Source organism: Nocardia sp. XZ_19_385 (genome assembly GCF_015355755.1).
GTDB lineage: Bacteria > Actinomycetota > Actinomycetes > Mycobacteriales > Mycobacteriaceae > Nocardia.
In genome coordinates this window covers 80,334-96,779 of sequence record NZ_JACVEE010000002.1, presented here as the reverse complement: position 1 = coordinate 96,779, position 16,446 = coordinate 80,334, and the positions used below count along the sequence as shown (strand labels likewise).

Below are 16,446 nucleotides of genomic sequence, written 5' to 3'. Positions count from 1 at the left end.
GGAGAGTGGTGGCGGAGGACTCGGTTGCGGTGGGTCGGCTGGTGCTGGCGGCGACGCCGATGGGGGACGTCGGGGATGCGTCGCAGCGGCTGAAGGATGCGCTGGGGGCGGCTGATGTTGTCGCGGCTGAGGACACTCGGCGGACCAAGTCGCTGGCGAAGGCGCTCGCGGTGGAGATCACCGGGCGGGTGGTGAGCTTCTATGACCATGTGGAGGCGGCGCGGATTCCGGCGCTGCTCGCCGATATCGAGGCCGGGCGCACGGTGTTGCTGGTGACCGATGCGGGGATGCCGTCGGTGAGTGATCCCGGGTATCGGCTGGTCGCGGCTTGTGTGGAGTTGGATCTGCCGGTGACCTGTCTGCCCGGGCCGTCGGCGGTGACCACCGCGCTGGCGCTGTCCGGTCTGCCGGTGGAGCGGTTCTGCTTCGACGGATTCTCGCCCCGCAAGGGTGGGCAGCGCCGGGAGTGGTTGCGCACCTTGGCCACCGAGTCCCGTGCCTGTGTCTTCTTCGAGGCTCCGCACCGCCTCGCCGACTGTCTTGCCGATGCGGTCGAGGTGCTCGGTCCCGATCGTCGCGCCGCCGTATGCCGCGAACTCACCAAAACCTATGAAGAGGTCAAACGCGGCACCCTCGCCGAACTCGCCGCCTGGGCTGTCGACGGTGTGCGCGGCGAAATCACCGTCGTTCTCGAAGGCGCCCAGCCGAAATCGGCCGACCCCGCGGATCTTGTCGAAGCGGTGGAATCGCTGAGTGCGAAAGGCCTTCGGCTCAAGGACGCCTGCGCCCAGATCGCCGGCGAGCACAACGTCTCCCGCCGCGAACTGTACGACGCGGTGCTGGCGGCTCGCCGCGACAACGAGGACTGATCCCGGCTTCCAGATCTGTTGTCCGGCACCGGTGCAGCGGTCACGGCGTCGGGTGTTGGTCGCTCGTTCGCGGCCTGGTCCGGCTCCAGATTTGCCAGATCGGCTCCGTCTGCCGGGGCGCCTCCGGGCTGGACCGGCCCGCCCGGACCATGATCACAACACCTTCGGCGATCTTGCCCAGGATCATGCCGAGCAGCACTGTCACGACGGTCACCCACACTCCGTCGAGACCGAGCCCGAACGTCAGGAGCGCGGCGACCGCCAGCACAAATGGGAGCGCGTACCCGATATCGATGACAATCCGGCGGAGTGCCCGCATTGATCCCCCTAATTGCTGATCTCACTCCAGGGTAGCGGCCCGGTGCGGTGCCCCTCGGTCATTCGACATGGCACTGGCGGCGACCCGTTGCGGCCATGGATGATCGGGGGATGACTTCTCTCGAGAGCAAGGCCAAGGCATTTCTCGCGCTGCATCGTCCCGGTGATCCGGCGGTGCTGCCGACCGTGTGGGATGCGTGGTCGGCGGAACTCGCTGTCGCCGCCGGGTTTTCGGCGTTGACGATCGGTAGTCATCCGCTGGCGGAGTCGATCGGCCGCAAGGACGCCGAGGATATGACTTTCGCGGAGTCGCTCACTCGGGTCCGGCAGATCACCGAGGCGGTGGACGTCCCGATCTCGCTCGACATCGAATCTGGTTACGGCCTCGAGCCCGCGCAACTCATCGAAGGGCTGCTCGGAGCGGGCGCGATCGGGCTGAACATCGAGGACACGGTGCACAGCGAGGGTGGCCGCCTGCGCGGCGCCGAGGAGCACGCGACCTTCGTCAACGAGCTGCGCCGCTACGCCGACGCCGCGAGCGTGCACGTGGTCGTCAACGCCCGCACGGATCTGTTCGTTCGCCAGGACGGCGACGAAACCGACCGAGTCGACCGCGCCATCGCCCGCCTGAAGCTCGCCGCCGAGGCCGGCGCCGACGTCCTCTACCCGGTCGGCCGCCACTCCAGCGAAGACCTCCGCCGCCTCACCACCGAACTCCCGTTGCCCGTCAACGCAATCGGCATCCCCGGCAAGCCTGCGAAAGAATACTTCGCCGAACACGGTGTAGCTCGCGTCAGCTTCGGTCCCTACCTCCAGTCCGCGCTCGCGGAGGAAGCCAACCGACTCCTCGACGCCTGGAAGTAGCAGTCAACTGCTGCCTGCGGTTGTCCCAGATGCGATAGCCACCTGGGACACCGCGGGCTACGTAGTGTCGTCTGGCGATGATCCCCCCAAGTGCCGCTTACTCTTTCGGCTCCACGTATCGCGGGTAGACCGGCTCCGGGGTGGGCAGCGGGACGCCGGCGACCAGCGGGGTGCTGATGTCGGCGAAGGTGCGGCCTTGCTGCGCGAGCAGGTCGAGGATCTTGGCGGAGGAGCCGGGCAGCACCGGCTGCACCAGGATCGCGGCGATGCGGACCACCTCGATCGTCACATACAGCACGGTGGCCATGCGCGCGAGGTCCTCGTCGGTGCCGGACTTCTTCAGCGCCCAGGGGGCATGTGCGGAGAAGTACCGGTTGGTCTCGGCGAGCACCTTCCAGATGGTGTCCAGCGCCAGATGCATTTGCTGGGCGTCGAATTCGGCGCGCACCTTGTCCAGGAGGGCACCGGCCTGGTCCAGCAAAGCGCGATCCTCGGCGGTGAATTCATCCGGGGTCGGCACCACAGCCCCGCAGTACCTGTTCACCATGGTGAGGCTGCGCTGCACCAGATTGCCGAATTCGTTGGCGAGGTCGGCGTTGATGCGCGAGACGATGGCCTCGTGGCTGTAGCTGCCGTCCTGGCCGTAGGAGATTTCCCGCAGCAGGAAGTAGCGCACCGCGTCGAGGCCGTACTCGGCGACCAGCTCGAGCGGGTCGACGACATTGCCGACCGACTTCGACATCTTCTCGCCCTTGTTGTACAGAAACCCGTGCACGAACACGCGTTTCGGCAGTTCGATGCCCGCCGACATCAGGAACGCCGGCCAGTACACGGTGTGAAAGCGGGTGATGTCCTTGCCGATGATGTGCAGGTCGGCGGGCCAGAACCGCTGGAACGCAGCCGAATCCGTGTCGGGGAAGCCGACGCCGGTGATGTAGTTGGTGAGTGCGTCCACCCACACGTACATCACGTGATCGGGGTGCCCGGGCACCGGCACACCCCAGTCGAAGGTGGTGCGCGAGATCGACAGATCCTTCAGGCCCGCCTTCACATAGCTCGTCATTTCGTTGCGAGCCGTTGCGGGCGCGATGAATTCGGGATGCTCCTCGTAGAGCGCGAGCAGCTTGTCCTGGTAGGCCGAGAGCCGGAAGAAGAAGTTCGACTCCTCGGTCCATTCGACCGGCGTCTTGGTTTCGGTGGAGACGCGGCTGCCGTCTTCGAGCAGCGTGGTCTCCTCGTCGGTGTAGAACGCTTCGTCGCGCACCGAATACCAGCCGGAGTAATTGCCCAGGTAGATATCGCCGTTGGCGAGCATCCGATTCCAGATTTCCACCGACGCGACCTGGTGGTCCTCGTCTGTCGTCCGGATGAATCGGTCCAGGGAGACGTCGAGCGTCTTGTCCATCGCTTCGAACACGTCGGAGTTGCGCGTCGCCAGTTCTTCGACGGGCACGCCCTCGGCGACCGCGGCCTGCTGCATTTTCTGGCCGTGCTCGTCGGTACCCGTCATGAAGAAGACGTCGTACCCGTCGAGCCGCTTGAATCGGGCGATGGCGTCCGCGGAGATGTACTCGTAGGCGTGCCCGATATGCGGCGCACCGTTCGGGTAGGCGATGGCCGTAGTGACATAGAAGGCGGGGCGGTCAGCTGGACTCATGGTGTGTCTACTGTAATGCGCGTGCTATTCGACCTTCACGTGAATATCCCCGTAGCCGAGGTGCAGGCATGAGTAGCAAACGGCCCGCACCGGATTTGCCGGAACCGCTCGCGCCGCTCGTCGACGCGCACACCCACCTCGACGCGTGCGGCGCGACCGACGCCGAGTCGACGAAAGTGATCGTCGACCGTGCCGCGTCGGTGGGCGTCGGCACCATCGTGACCGTCGCCGACGACCTGAAGGCCGCGCAGTGGGCGGTGCAGGCCGCGAACTGGGATCATCGCGTCTACGCCGCTGTCGCGTTGCACCCGACGCGCGCCAACGCGCTCGACGATGCCGCGAAAGCGGAACTGGAACGCCTGGCCGCCGACCCGCGCGTGGTCGCCGTCGGTGAAACCGGCCTGGACTACTACTGGCCGGGCAAGCTCGACGGTTGCGCCGATATCGAAACCCAGGTCGAGGGTTTCCGCTGGCACATCGATCTCGCCAAGCGCCTGCGCAAGCCTTTGATGATCCACAATCGTGAGGCCGATCATGATTTGCTGGCAGTCCTGCTGGACGAGGGTGCGCCGGAAAAGGTGATCTTCCACTGCTTCTCGTCCGACACCAATATGGCGCTGTCCTGTGTGGCCGAGGGCTACGTGCTGAGCTTCTCGGGCACGGTCAGTTTCAAGAATGCTCATGAATTGCGGGAAGCCGCCAAGGTGGTGCCGGACGAGGCGATCCTGGTGGAAACCGATGCCCCGTATCTGACGCCGCATCCGTTCCGCGGGGCGCCGAACGAGTCCTACTGCCTGCCCTACACCGTGCGCGCCCTCGCCGAACTGCGCGAACAGGATCCGATGGAGCTGGCGAAGATCAGCACGGCCAACGCCCGGCGGATTTACGGGATCTAGACCATCGGCGGAATGCCGAATGGTGTTCCCCCGTAAGGGGACTTGATTCGCGGATTGTGGTATAGATCACTATCCTGGCCATGTTTCGTGATTTACCTGCGGCTGCGAGATTTGATCGTGATATCAAAAGCCGCAGTTACACGCCCTGCGGTTGTCCACCCCCACTCCCCTCGTTATCGTCCTGTGACCATGTATCACTTAACGCGGATCAACCAGTCACGCTCGCCGCTGCTCTACGCAGCGGTCGCAGCGTTGCTGATGACGTTGATCGTCGGTTCCGCGATGGCGATCATGAACCGGAAGCACGTCACGGTCATCGTCGACGGCGCCCAGTCCACTCAGGCGACCATGTCCCGCAATGTCGCGGGCGTGCTGCGCGCCGCCGGGTTCGACGTCACCGACCGCGACCTGGTCCGCCCCGGGCTGGCCGCCACCGTCGCCGACGGCGCCACCATCGTGTTCAACCGGGCCCGCGAGATCACGCTGACCATCGACGGCAAGCCGCAGAAGGTGTGGACCACCGGCCTCACCGCGGGCGAAGCGCTGGAGCAGCTGCAGATCCCGGGCGACCGCTTCGTGGCGCCGGCCCGCACCGCGCCGCTGCCGCTGGCGGGCGCGACGCTGCAGGTTGCCAGCCCGCGTCCGGTGTCGCTGCTGGACGGCATCGGCAATTTCGTAGACGTCCGGATCGCCGGGCGCACCATCGGGGAAGCGCTTGCCACGGCGGGTGTTCCGCTGATCGAGCAGGACAGCGTCGAACCCGCCGCCGACACTCCGCTCAGCGACGGCCTGCGCATCACGGTCACCCGCAAGCGGGTGGAGAACCTGACCGAGACGCTGCCGCTGGATCCGCCGGAGAACGTCATCGAAGACGTCACCATGAACATGAGCCGCACCGTCGTGGAGAACAAGGGCGTCGCCGGCGTGCACGACGTCACCTTCGCGGTCACCAAGGTCAACGGCCAGGAGGTCGATCGGAAGCCGATCGCCTCCAATGTCACCGTGCCCGCGCAGCCGAAGACGGTGCGCAAGGGTGCCAAGCCGGGCACCGAGGTGCCGCCGGTGAAGGACGGTTCGGTCTGGGACGCGCTGGCGCGCTGTGAGGCGACCGGTAACTGGTCGATCAACACCGGCAACGGGTACTACGGCGGGTTGCAGTTCGATCAGAGCACCTGGGAGCGCCAGGGCGGATTGAAGTACGCGCCGCGCGCCGACCTCGCCACGCGTGAAGAGCAGATCGCGATCGGCGAAGTCACCCGAGCGCGTCAGGGCTGGGGCGCTTGGCCCGCCTGCACCAGTCGCCTGGGTATGTAGGGGCTCCTCGAATAACGCTGCGGCAGTGGGCTTTCGCCCGATTTGCCCGAGCTTGTCCATAGCGGCTTGCTCTTGGGGACGCTTCGCAATTGTGTAGGCGCATAGGAAACCCTGTGGGTTCTCTAAATAGCCGCGGAATAACCGAATCTCAACTGTACGCTCGTCCAGGTTTGTTGATTGGTCGTGTGTAGAGAGGTTTCGGATGCGAAGAGTTGCCGGTTGGAAGCGTGTCATCGCGGTTGCCGCCATGTCTGCCAGCACCGCACTGCTGGTGAATGTGGCTCCCGCGCATGCGGATACGCCCGGCTCGGTGATCTCTGTGACAGCCAAGCCCAGCGGCTGGCGCGGTATGCCCCAGGGTGCGGTCGGTGAGGTGTTCGACTACTGGATGACCGGATCCGACGGCACTCCGCAACCCGCCAGCGGGGCGGTCATCATCCCGGCGGGCACGCCGCCGCCGGGCGGCTGGCCGATCATGGCCTACGACCACGGCACCAGCGGTCTCGGACCGGGCTGCGGCGGCCAGTCCAACCCGCGCAGTACCCGCGAGGACGCGATCATCCAGCGCATGGTGAACCAGGGCTTCGCCGTGGTGGCACCCGACTACCTCGGCCTCGGCAACTTCAACACCGGCGCACACCCCTACCTGGAGCAGCGCACCGAAGCCACCGCCACCCTCGACCTGGTGCGCGCCGCCCGCGCCACCCACCCGGAACTGTCCGCGACCTGGGGCGTGATCGGCTTCTCCCAGGGCGGCCAGGCCGCGCTCGGCACCGGCCACCTGCAAGCCACCTACGCCCCCGAGCTGGACTTCCGCGGCACCATCGCGGTCGACCCGGAATCGGACGTGGAGAAGGTGCTGCCGCTCGCCGGCCCCGCGATCCCGCGCGTCGAGGGCACCGACGGGGCCCTGAGCTTCTATGTCGCCATCCTCGCCGGTTTGCGGCAGGCCCGCCCCGACGTGGACGTCGACAGTTACCTGACCCCGCTGGGCAAGTCCGTCCTCGACGACGTCAGCACCAAATGTTTCGGTGACGTCTACGCCCGCGTGCAGGGCCTCAGCATCGGCGAGCTCATGGCCAAGCCGCTCTCCGACGACCGCATCCGCACCGCGCTCAACGACTACCTGACCGTGCCCACCAGCGGCTACGACGCCCCGATCCTGCTGCTGATCAACGTCACCGACAAGACCGTGCCCTCCCCGCTGCACGCCGCGCTGGTCGCCCAGCTCGCCGCCAACGGCGAGAACTTCCAGACGATCACCGGCACGGGTGAGCACTGCGAGCTGAACCCGGCCATGCTCGCCGGAATCGATGGCTTCCTCGCCGGGATCAAAGCCACGCCGGCACACGCGTAAAGCCGAGTAACAGCCCCCGAACCCGCCACGGACGAGACTCCCCGTCATCCGCGGCGCGCTTTGGCCGGGGCCCGTGCGCACCGCCGGGTCCCGGCCAAAAGTTTCCGCGACGACGGGAGGGTGCCCGATGCGCGCAGGCTTGCTTCGCAGCGCGGGTGGCGGCCTGTTGTGACGGCGGTCAGATGACTTGCTGAGCGGTAACGAGGGCATCCTGATCTGCGATTTCGCAGGTAGCGGGGTAGTGGAAGGACACGGCGATGAACTTCGTCAACGGGATCTCGAATGCGGCGTACCAGTTCATGATCGGGGCGCCGGAGCACGTGTGGATGGGCTGGTTGCTATACGCGTTCGGCCTGTAAGCGCTGCGGGCGGTGTCTTGCTGTCGGGAGTGGGTGCCCGGGCGGTTGCGCGGGGCCGGTGGCCGGGGTTGGTAGGTTCTACTGGTGTCCGAATCTGATGTTTCCGCTCGTGGGAGCGCCGCGCTGCTGGGTCCCGCCGAGGTGCGCACGCTGGCCGAGCGGTTCGGCGTCCGGCCGACCAAGCAGCTCGGGCAGAACTTCGTGCACGACGCGAACACGGTGCGCCGGATTGTCTCGGCCGCCGGAGTCGGGCGCAGCGACGTCGTTCTCGAGGTCGGTCCCGGGCTCGGTTCGCTGACGCTGGCGCTGCTCGACGTGGTCGATTCGGTGGTCGCGGTCGAGATCGACCCGGTGCTCGCCAAGCATCTTCCGGTGACGGTCGCCGATCGCGCGCCGGAGCTCGTGGACCGGTTGCAGGTGGTGGAAGCCGACGCGTTGCGGGTGACCGCCGCCGAACTTCCCGCGATGCCGACCGCACTGGTCGCGAATCTGCCCTACAACGTCGCCGTTCCGGTCCTGTTGCACCTCCTGGCCGAATTGCCCAGCATCACAACCTCATTGGTGATGGTGCAAGCCGAGGTCGCCGACCGTCTGGCCGCCGAACCGGGTGGCCGCATCTACGGCATCCCCAGCGTGAAGGCAGGTTTCTTCGGCGAGGTGCGCCGCGCGGGCCACGTCGGCACCCAGGTCTTCTGGCCGGTCCCACGCGTCGAATCCGGGCTGGTCCGTGTCGAGCGCTACGCCGAACCCCCGTGGCCGACCGACGAAACACACCGCCGCCGCGTCTTCGAAGTCGTCGACGCCGCATTCGCCCAACGCCGCAAAACCCTTCGCGCCGCCCTCGCCTCCTGGGCCGGTTCCCCGGCCGAAGCCGAACGCCGCCTCGTCGCCGCAGGCATCGACCCCACCGCCCGCGGCGAAACCCTCGACACGGCCGCCTACGTCCGCCTGGCAGCTCAGGCCTGACGGAGATCGAAACTGGTCTGCGCTATCGGGCTGGAATCTTGGTGCGGGTGAATGTAATTGGCTGACTGCGGAGACCACGCAGGACCGGACTGGTGATGCGAGTTGGCGTCCCCGCTGGTGCCATGTCCGGTAGCCGGCGGGCGATTTCCTCCAGTGCCGCAGTGGCTTCGATGCGGGCCAGTGCATTGCCGATGCAGTAGTGGATTCCAGAGCCGAATGCCAAGTGCTCGCCGAGGTTTGGGCGGTGCAACAGGAATTCGTCGGGGTCGGCCCATCGATCCGGGTCGCGATTGGCCGAACCGATCAGCGGAATGACATATGCGCCTGCGGGAATCGTGATGTCGCTCAGCGTCACCTCGGTCCGCGTCACTCGCATCAGGCCTTGAGCGGGATTGTCGAAACGGAGGGTTTCCGCGACAACTGCCGCGGCCAGTTCGGGATTCGCGCACAGCTGCTGCCGCAGCACTGGCCGGTCGAAGATGGCGAGCATGGCGTTGGCGATGAGGTTGGTGGTGGTCTCGAGGCCGGCGGCGAGCAGCAGGATGCAGAAGGTGATGAGCTCCCACTGGGACAGCGCCTCGTCACCCTCGCCGGTGATCAGGAGACTGATCAGGTCCTCGCCCGGGTCGCGCCGCCGGCGGCGGATAGTGCGCAGGAAGAACCACGAGATCGCGATCGCGCTGCGGACCATAGGGATTCGCGGCCCGCCGGTGAGCAGCCCGTTGATCAGATTGTCCGACCAGCGTTTGAAATCGTCGTTGCGCTCGGTCGGGACGCCGAGCAGTTCGGCGATGACCGTGGTCGGCAACGGCGCGGCCAGATCGTGTACCAGGTCGGCGGGATGGTCGGCGGCCAGCATGTCGTCCACCAGTCGCGTGGTGACCTCACGAATCCGCGGTTCCCAGGCCGCCATCCGGCGTGGGGTGAACGCGCGGCTCACTTTGCGCCGCAGGATCGTATGGTCCGGGGGATCACTGGTGAGCAGCACTCGCACCGCCGAGATCCGAGACAGCAGGCCCGTCAACCACCTCGGCATTTCCAGGCCAGGATTGAAGGGATCGGATTCGAGACCGCCGACATCGGAGGAGAAGCGGTCCGGGTCGCGCAGTACGGCGCGCACGTCGTCGTAGCGGCTGATGATCCACAGGTCGGGATCGGCCGAGTGGTAGATCGGTGCCTCCGTGCGTAACCGGGCATAGCTCGGGTACGGATCGGCGATGTTCTCCGGACTGTTCAAATCGAAGTCGTGCGACATGGTTTCGCCCCCAGTGCAGTTCGCAACAGTTCAGTCTGCGCTGAGAGTGCGTCGCGGGAGCGGGATTTCGAAGACTCGCGGTCAGTTGTGGTGGCCGGAGTGGCCGCCGGGGGAGGTGGAATCGGTTGCCGTGACGGTGAACTCGGCGGTGTGTACTGAATTGTTGTGGGCGAAATCCAGGTACAGGCGGTAGTCCCCGGCGCTCGGGGCTGTGGTGTGGAAGACGACCTCCGGGCCGGGTGGTGTCTTGCCGACCGCGCCCTGGGGATGGGTGTGCAGATATGCGAGGTCGTTGGCGCGCAGCGCGACCAAGTGGGCGTAGGCGCCCAGGTAGGGCTGGAGATCGGTGACGGGCCGGCCGTCGCGGGTGATGGTGAAGCGCAGTTCGCTGCCCGCGGTGCTCTGTTCGCCGTTCAGCGTCACCTCGTAGCCGTCCACGGTGGCGGTGCGGGAGGGCGGCGGAAGTGGTTGCAGCTCTGGGTTTCCGGTCACGGTCAGTGATTTGCCGAGGACCAGATCACGCCCGGAAGCCTCGGGGACGAAATCGGCGAACACGCGGTACGTGCCGGGCTTTGTCCAGGTCCAGTCGATCGACCAGGTGCCCGCGGCATCCATGACCGGATGGGCGTGCCGGTATTGGGTGCGGTCGGAGCGAACGACGATGAGATGCAGTTGCTTCTCGTGCTGGGTGGTGAATCGGGTGACTGGCGCGCCGTCCGGCCCGGTGATCCGGAAGCGCAGCGCCCCAGGCTGATTCGGCCCGGCGGGGGCGGTCAGGTCGGCCATGGTGTAACCGGACTCGGTCTCGCTGAGTCCGGTCGCATCCTGCTGACTGTTGACGGAGTCACCGCCGGGATCGCCCACCAGGGCGCCGATGCCGAGCGCCACCCCGAACAGGACGACGAGCGCACCACCGACCGCAGCCAGTTTCAGCCGATCCCGCATCAGGCGACCTCGTAGCCCGCCTCGTCGACGGCGGCGGCGATCTCGGAGTCGGCGACGGGCGCGCTGCTGTCGACCCGCACGGCCCCGCTGGCCAGGTCGACGTCGACACTGGTCACGCCGTCGATCTTGCCGATCTCCGATTTGACCGAGCTGACGCAGTGTCCGCAGGTCATGCCTTTGACGGTGTAGGTGGTGGTAGCCATCGTCCGACTCCTTCGCTCGTCCTCGATCGTACGGTCCAGGGGTATCCCCTGACCAAAACCAAACATACCCACAGGGGGTATATGACGCAAGGGCCGCCTCAGCGCGATGCCGACCAGGACGGCCAACTCGCCATGGCCATTTCGGCGACCGTCGCCAACTCGGCCTCTGTTGCCCCGTCACGCGAGGCCTGTGACATGCCTTGCAGGACGGTCCCGACGTAGCGCGCCAAGGTCTTGGCGTCGGCATCGGCCGGCAGCAGGCCCGCGTCGATATCGGCCTGGATGTGCTCGGTGAACACCTCGATATTCCGATTGCGCAGGCCGCGCAGCATATCCGCGATCTCCACACTGGTGGTGTTCATCCCCGCGCTCATCACCAAACAGCCGTGCGGGCAACCCGGCCGGGTGTACTCCGTGGCGGCTTCGCGCAGCATGCGCCGCACCGCCGCGGTCGCGGTCGGTTCCTCCTCGAGGGCGCGCGGCAGGAATCCGCCGTAGCGCGCACCGAATGTCTGCACCACCTCGGCGAAGAGCTTGGCCTTGTCGCCGAACGCGGCATAGAGGCTTGGCGCGCCGATGCCGAGCGCGGCGGTCAGGTCGCCGATCGAGGTGGCTTCGTAGCCGCGGGACCAGAACAGTCGAACGGCCTTGTCCAGGGCTTCTTCTCGATCGAAGGAGCGGGGTCGTCCCCGGGTCGGTGTGGCCATGTCAACCATTTTATAGCGCTCACTAGATAATGTGCTACCGTCCTTTCTGTAGTGATCGTTAGAGAAAGGAACCCGGCATGGGTGCACTGACAGGCAAGACGGCTCTGGTCACCGGCGGCAGCCGCGGAATCGGGCGCGCCATCGCGGAACGGCTGGGGCGCGACGGTGCGCGAGTTGCCGTGCATTACAACGGTAATGAGGAAGCGGCCAAGGAAACCGTTGCCGCGATCGAAAAAGCGGGCGGATCTGCTTTCGCCATCAGCGCCGAGCTCGGCGTGCCCGGCGATGCCGCCGCGCTGTGGACCGCGTTCGACGCGCACGCCGACGGGCTGGACATCCTGGTGAACAACGCCGGCATCGACGGCGTCCGGGAGCCGCTGAGCGACACCGAGGAGGCCGACTTCGATCGTGTCTTCGCGGTCAACACCAAGGCGCCGTTCTTCGTCACCAAGCTCGGCCTGGACCGGCTGCGCGACGGCGGCCGCATCGTCAATATCTCCACCGGCCTCACCCAGGGCGCGCGGATGCCGGAGCTGATCGCCTACACCATGACCAAGGGCGCGATCGATTCGTTCACCCAGATCCTGGCCAAGGAGGCCGGCGCACGCGGCATCACCGTGAATGCGGTCGCGCCCGGCGTGATCGATACCGACATGAACGCCGGCTGGCTGCGCAATCCGGAAGCCGAGGCGCAGGTGTCGGGCTTGTCGCCGCTCAATCGGGTCGGGCAGCCCGCCGATGTCGCCGATATCGTCGGCTTCCTGGCCTCCGACGACTCGCGCTGGGTTACGGGACAGTGGATCGACGCCACCGGCGGCGCCTTGCTGTAGCTCACCCGCCTCTCCGCGGCGAGTTACCCGTGTGCTCGCGAAATCAGTTGTCGCTTGTGCATCTCAGAGGCGTGGACATTTCATATCGTGGCCGACTGCGTGTGGATCCACCCATTAGAGTTGGGCACCGTGTTGTCAGTAGTGCCCAGCCCCGTCACCGTGCGCGCCCCCTCGAAGGTGAACCTGCACCTCGGAGTCGGTGACCTGCGCGCGGATGGGTATCACGACCTGACGACGGTGTTCCAGGCGCTCTCGCTCAGCGACGACCTGCACATCTCGCCCGCCGCCGCGCTCACCGTGAAGGTGAGTGGCGAGGGCGCGGCCGACGTCCCGACCGACCGCACCAATCTGGTGTGGAAGGCGGCGGTCCGGCTGGCGCACCTGGCCGGCCGGGTGCCGCTGGTGGAAATCGCCATCACCAAGGGCATTCCGGTGGCGGGCGGGATGGCCGGCGGAAGCGCCGACGGCGCCGCCGCCCTGGTCGGACTGAACGAGCTCTGGGATATCGGGCTCACCCGCGACGAATTGCTGGCGATGGCAGCGGAATTGGGCAGTGACGTGCCGTTCTCGCTGCACGGCGGGACAGCGCTCGGCACGGGGCGCGGAGAGCGCCTGCTTCCGGTGTTGTCCCGCAACACCTTTCACTGGGTATTGGCCTTCGCCAAGGGCGGGCTCTCCACGCCGTCGGTCTTCGCCGAACTGGACCGCTTGCGGGAGATCGGTGACCCGCCGCGCCTCGGCCCGCCCGAGCAGTTGATGCAGGCGCTGGCGTCCGGTGACGCGAAACAGCTTGCGCCCCTGCTGGGTAACGACCTGCAGGCGGCGGCGGTCTCGTTGAAGCCGGAGTTGCGGCGGACCCTGCGGGCAGGGGTTTCCGCGGGGGCGCTGGCCGGGTTGGTGTCAGGGTCCGGGCCCACCTGCGCGTTCCTGTGTGAGAGTGAAGCCGCGGCCGTGGCGGTGGCGGCGGAGCTGGCGGGAGAGGGTGTCGCGCGCAGTGTGCGCACGGCCAGCGGGCCGGTTCCGGGTGCGCGGATTCTGCCGCCGGATGCCCAGGTCAAGCGCTGACGTCGGCGAGGCGGTCGACCTGATCGGGGTCGCTGCCGTAGCAGTAGAAGATGATCTCGTCGGCCCCTAGTTCTTCGAATTGCATGCTGGCCGTGCGTATTTCCTCGGGTGTGGTGCGAATACCGGCGACCATATTGTCGGCGCGGCCGGTGAATTGGTAGTAGTCGCCCATGGACGCGCGGGCTTCCTCGACCAGGGCGGGGGAGCCGAGTGCGACGTTGATCTGGGCGACGATGCGAGGTTCGCCGTTGCGGCCGTGGTCTTTCCACGAGCGGCGGACGGTGTCGAACAGCCCGCCCGCCCACGAAGGTGCGGCGGCGGCGAGGAAGCCGCCACCCCAGCGGCCGACGCGGTCGAGAGCCGCGGGCTGGAAACCGCCGAAGAGCAGTTCGGGGCCTTCGGGACGCAGTGGCGCGGGGCCGATCGGACCGCAGTCGGCGCTGTGCGCTGCGCCGGACCACAGGCGGCGCATGGTGTCGAGCTGTTCGTCCATGCGGCGGCCCCGGGTGCGTAGCTCGGTGCCCGAGGCGACGTGGTCGTCCGCGCGGCCGCCGACGCCGAGACCGAGCACGAAGCGCCCACCGGACATCCGGTCCAGCGTGGCAGCCTGCTTGGCCAGCAGCGACGGTTCGCGCAGCGGAGCGATCAGGACCTCGGTCTGGAGTTTGATGCGGGAGGTGGCGCCCGCGAGGACGCTGAGCGCGATCATCGGTTCGGGGTTGTCGTAGGCGAGCCGGTCGAGCAGGCCGAGGGTGCTGAACCCGGCCGCCTCGGCCCGCGTCGCCCAGTCGAGCAGTAGGACGGGGTCGGAAATGGGCAGGCCGAGGCCGTACTTCACAGAAAACCTCCAGGGTGGGGAATGAATGCGAGTGCTAGCTGATCGCCGAACAGCGTCTGTGACGAACGCTGTTCGTGAATTGCAATCTAAACGAACACCGTTCGTCGCGCAACCCCTGCGCGGATCTCCGCCGCTCGGCCACTCTCGGTACCCTTGCCGGGGGCAACTATCTGCCCGATGCCCTCGGCGTAACCCCGGAAGGATCTATGTCCAACCTGATCAACCTGGAGCAGGTCTCCAAGAGCTTCGGTATCAAGCCGCTCTTGGACAACGTTTCGCTCGGCGTGCACGCGGGCGAACGGATCGGTGTCGTCGGCCTCAACGGCGGTGGCAAGACGACCCTGCTCGAGGTGCTCACCGGTATCGAGGCCCCGGACAGCGGCCGGGTGAGCCGGGTCGGTGGGCTGCGGATCGCCGTGGTCACCCAGCGCGGTGTGCTGCCGCCGGGGTCCACCGTGGGAGCCATCGTGCTCGCGGGGCTCGCCGATGACCAGATGACCGACGGCGTCGCCGAGCACGAGTGGGCTTCGAACCCGCGGATCCGCACGGTGATCGAGGGCATCGGTATCGAAGGCCTGGGCATGGACGCCTTGATCGACAATCTTTCCGGCGGTGAGCGTCGCCGCGTCGCGCTGGCCGCCGCGCTGGTCCGCGATCTGGATCTGCTGGTCCTCGACGAGCCCACCAACCATCTCGACGTCGAAGGTGTGCAGTGGCTGGCGCAGCATTTGCTGAACCGCCGGAGCGCGCTCGTCGTCGTCACCCACGATCGCTGGTTCCTCGACACTGTCGCCACCAACACCTGGGAGGTCGTCGGCGGCAAGGTGGAGAGCTACGAGGGCGGCTACGGCGACTGGATCTTCGCGCGCGCCGAAAGGGCGCGGCAGGCCGACGCTTCCGAGGCGCGGCGACAGAACCTGGCGCGCAAGGAACTGGCCTGGCTGCGTCGTGGCGCGAAGGCGCGCACCTCGAAGCCGCGCTACCGGGTCGAAGCCGCCGAAGCGCTGATCGCCGACGTGCCGCCGCCGCGCGACAGCGTCTCGCTGGCCGCGTTCGCGCGCAAACGCCTCGGACGCGTGGTCATCGAACTCGAGGACGTCACCCTGACCACCCCGGACGGCCGGGAGCTGGTGCAGGACTTGACCTGGCGGCTCGCGCCGGGTGAGCGCGTCGGCCTGGTCGGCGTCAACGGCTCCGGCAAGACCACCCTGCTGCGCGCCCTCGCGGGTGGCGCGGAACCGGCCACCGGCAAGCGGATTCAAGGCCAGACGGTCCAAATCGGCTGGCTGAAACAGGAACTCGACGACCTGCCCGTCAATATGCGCGTGCTGGAAGCGGTACAGCAGGTCGCGCAGCGAATCATGCTGGGCGACAAGGAGATCTCCGCCGGGCAACTCGCCGAGCGGCTCGGCTTCACCCCGGCCCGGCAGCGCACTCCCGTCGGTGACCTCTCCGGTGGTGAACGCCGCCGCCTGCAGCTGACCCGCATCCTGATGGCCGAGCCGAACGTGCTGCTGCTCGACGAGCCCACCAACGACCTCGACATCGACACCCTGCAACAGCTCGAGGACCTGCTCGACAACTGGGCCGGCACCCTGGTCGTGATCAGCCACGACCGCTACCTGATCGAGCGCATCGCCGACTCCACCTGGGCCCTGTTCGGCGACGGCAAACTCACCAACCTGCCCGGCGGCATCGACGAATACCTGAAGAAGCGTGCCGCCCAGAACACGCCCCTGTTGGCCCGTGCGGGCTCGGCCGAATCCGCCGCGTCGGCAACGGATTCCGCCGTCTACCGCGCCGCCCGTAAGGAACTCGGCAAGCTGGAACGCCTCATCGGCAAGCTCGACGAGCGCGAAAAGAAACTGCACGCCGCCCTGGCCGAAGCCGCCACCGATTCGGACAAACTCATGTCCCTGGGTGCCGAGCTCAAGCAGGTCCGCGTCGAAAAGGAAGCGGCCGAGGAGCGTTGGATGGAATTGGCCGAGGACGCGGAGTGATCG

At 67.1% G+C, this 16,446-nt stretch carries 16 protein-coding genes; 9 read left to right on the top strand and 7 right to left on the bottom strand.

The window, feature by feature from the left end; genetic code table 11:
• Window positions 1–5: 5 nt before the first annotated feature.
• The gene (gene rsmI, locus IBX22_RS13190; protein WP_375540239.1) at window positions 6–869 is read left to right on the top strand and encodes a 16S rRNA (cytidine(1402)-2'-O)-methyltransferase; all 864 of its coding nucleotides are present in this window, start codon (window positions 6–8) and stop codon (window positions 867–869) included.
• A gap of 40 nt (window positions 870–909) precedes the next feature.
• Here rsmI and IBX22_RS13185 read toward each other — a convergent pair whose 3' ends face one another.
• Window positions 910–1,188, bottom strand: a complete 279-nt coding sequence (locus tag IBX22_RS13185; RefSeq protein WP_194815873.1) for a hypothetical protein — start codon at window positions 1,186–1,188, stop codon at window positions 910–912.
• 110 nt (window positions 1,189–1,298) lie between these two features.
• On the opposite strand from IBX22_RS13185, the gene IBX22_RS13180 reads away from it, so the two are divergent.
• Window positions 1,299–2,051 carry an isocitrate lyase/phosphoenolpyruvate mutase family protein gene (locus tag IBX22_RS13180; protein WP_194815872.1) on the top strand — a complete coding sequence of 251 codons (753 nt, stop codon included), beginning with the start codon at window positions 1,299–1,301 and terminating at the stop codon, window positions 2,049–2,051.
• Between the two features lie 97 nt (window positions 2,052–2,148).
• On the opposite strand, the gene metG is transcribed toward IBX22_RS13180, so the two are convergent.
• A complete protein-coding gene (gene metG / locus IBX22_RS13175) occupies window positions 2,149–3,708 on the bottom strand; it encodes a methionine--tRNA ligase (protein ID WP_194815871.1) in 1,560 nt (519 codons plus the stop codon).
• Window positions 3,709–3,776: 68 nt separating this feature from the next.
• Here metG and IBX22_RS13170 point away from each other — a divergent pair, with 68 nt between their 5' ends.
• From IBX22_RS13170 to rsmA, 4 genes are all read left to right on the top strand, one after another.
• On the top strand, window positions 3,777–4,604 hold the full coding sequence (locus IBX22_RS13170) for a TatD family hydrolase (protein WP_194815870.1): 828 nt from the start codon (window positions 3,777–3,779) through the stop codon (window positions 4,602–4,604).
• A 189-nt stretch (window positions 4,605–4,793) separates the two neighbouring features.
• On the top strand, window positions 4,794–5,918 hold the full coding sequence (locus IBX22_RS13165) for a resuscitation-promoting factor (protein ID WP_194815869.1): 1,125 nt from the start codon (window positions 4,794–4,796) through the stop codon (window positions 5,916–5,918).
• A 247-nt stretch (window positions 5,919–6,165) separates the two neighbouring features.
• The gene (locus tag IBX22_RS13160; RefSeq protein ID WP_228538805.1) at window positions 6,166–7,275 is read left to right on the top strand and encodes a lipase family protein; all 1,110 of its coding nucleotides are present in this window, start codon (window positions 6,166–6,168) and stop codon (window positions 7,273–7,275) included.
• 443 nt (window positions 7,276–7,718) lie between these two features.
• A complete protein-coding gene (gene rsmA / locus IBX22_RS13155) occupies window positions 7,719–8,600 on the top strand; it encodes a 16S rRNA (adenine(1518)-N(6)/adenine(1519)-N(6))-dimethyltransferase RsmA (protein WP_194815867.1) in 882 nt (293 codons plus the stop codon).
• A gap of 22 nt (window positions 8,601–8,622) precedes the next feature.
• Here the strand turns inward: rsmA and IBX22_RS13150 are convergent, their stop codons facing one another.
• The 4 genes from IBX22_RS13150 to IBX22_RS13135 form a co-directional block, all read right to left on the bottom strand.
• Complete coding sequence (locus IBX22_RS13150; protein WP_194815866.1) at window positions 8,623–9,855, bottom strand: cytochrome P450; 1,233 nt, start codon at window positions 9,853–9,855, stop codon at window positions 8,623–8,625.
• A gap of 81 nt (window positions 9,856–9,936) precedes the next feature.
• Window positions 9,937–10,800 (bottom strand): hypothetical protein, encoded by an 864-nt coding sequence (locus IBX22_RS13145; RefSeq protein WP_194815865.1) that lies wholly within the window; start codon window positions 10,798–10,800, stop codon window positions 9,937–9,939.
• Window positions 10,800–11,003: a heavy-metal-associated domain-containing protein gene (locus IBX22_RS13140; RefSeq protein ID WP_194815864.1), complete on the bottom strand. Its 204-nt coding sequence runs from the start codon at window positions 11,001–11,003 to the stop codon at window positions 10,800–10,802. The genes IBX22_RS13145 and IBX22_RS13140 overlap by 1 nt, the downstream gene beginning before the upstream one ends.
• A gap of 98 nt (window positions 11,004–11,101) precedes the next feature.
• Window positions 11,102–11,710, bottom strand: coding sequence for a TetR/AcrR family transcriptional regulator (locus IBX22_RS13135; RefSeq protein ID WP_194815863.1), 609 nt, complete (start codon window positions 11,708–11,710; stop codon window positions 11,102–11,104).
• Window positions 11,711–11,787: 77 nt separating this feature from the next.
• Between IBX22_RS13135 and IBX22_RS13130 the strand changes: the two genes are divergently transcribed.
• Both IBX22_RS13130 and IBX22_RS13125 read left to right on the top strand, forming a co-directional pair.
• Entirely contained in the window at window positions 11,788–12,540 is a 753-nt protein-coding gene (locus IBX22_RS13130; protein WP_194815862.1) for an SDR family oxidoreductase, read from the top strand.
• A 129-nt stretch (window positions 12,541–12,669) separates the two neighbouring features.
• Window positions 12,670–13,605 carry a 4-(cytidine 5'-diphospho)-2-C-methyl-D-erythritol kinase gene (locus IBX22_RS13125; RefSeq protein WP_194815861.1) on the top strand — a complete coding sequence of 312 codons (936 nt, stop codon included), beginning with the start codon at window positions 12,670–12,672 and terminating at the stop codon, window positions 13,603–13,605.
• On the opposite strand, the gene IBX22_RS13120 is transcribed toward IBX22_RS13125, so the two are convergent.
• A complete protein-coding gene (locus tag IBX22_RS13120) occupies window positions 13,595–14,443 on the bottom strand; it encodes an LLM class flavin-dependent oxidoreductase (protein WP_194815860.1) in 849 nt (282 codons plus the stop codon). The genes IBX22_RS13125 and IBX22_RS13120 overlap by 11 nt on opposite strands.
• A 206-nt stretch (window positions 14,444–14,649) precedes the next feature.
• Here IBX22_RS13120 and IBX22_RS13115 point away from each other — a divergent pair, with 206 nt between their 5' ends.
• On the top strand, window positions 14,650–16,443 hold the full coding sequence (locus IBX22_RS13115; RefSeq protein WP_194815859.1) for an ABC-F family ATP-binding cassette domain-containing protein: 1,794 nt from the start codon (window positions 14,650–14,652) through the stop codon (window positions 16,441–16,443).
• Window positions 16,444–16,446: the final 3 nt, after the last annotated feature.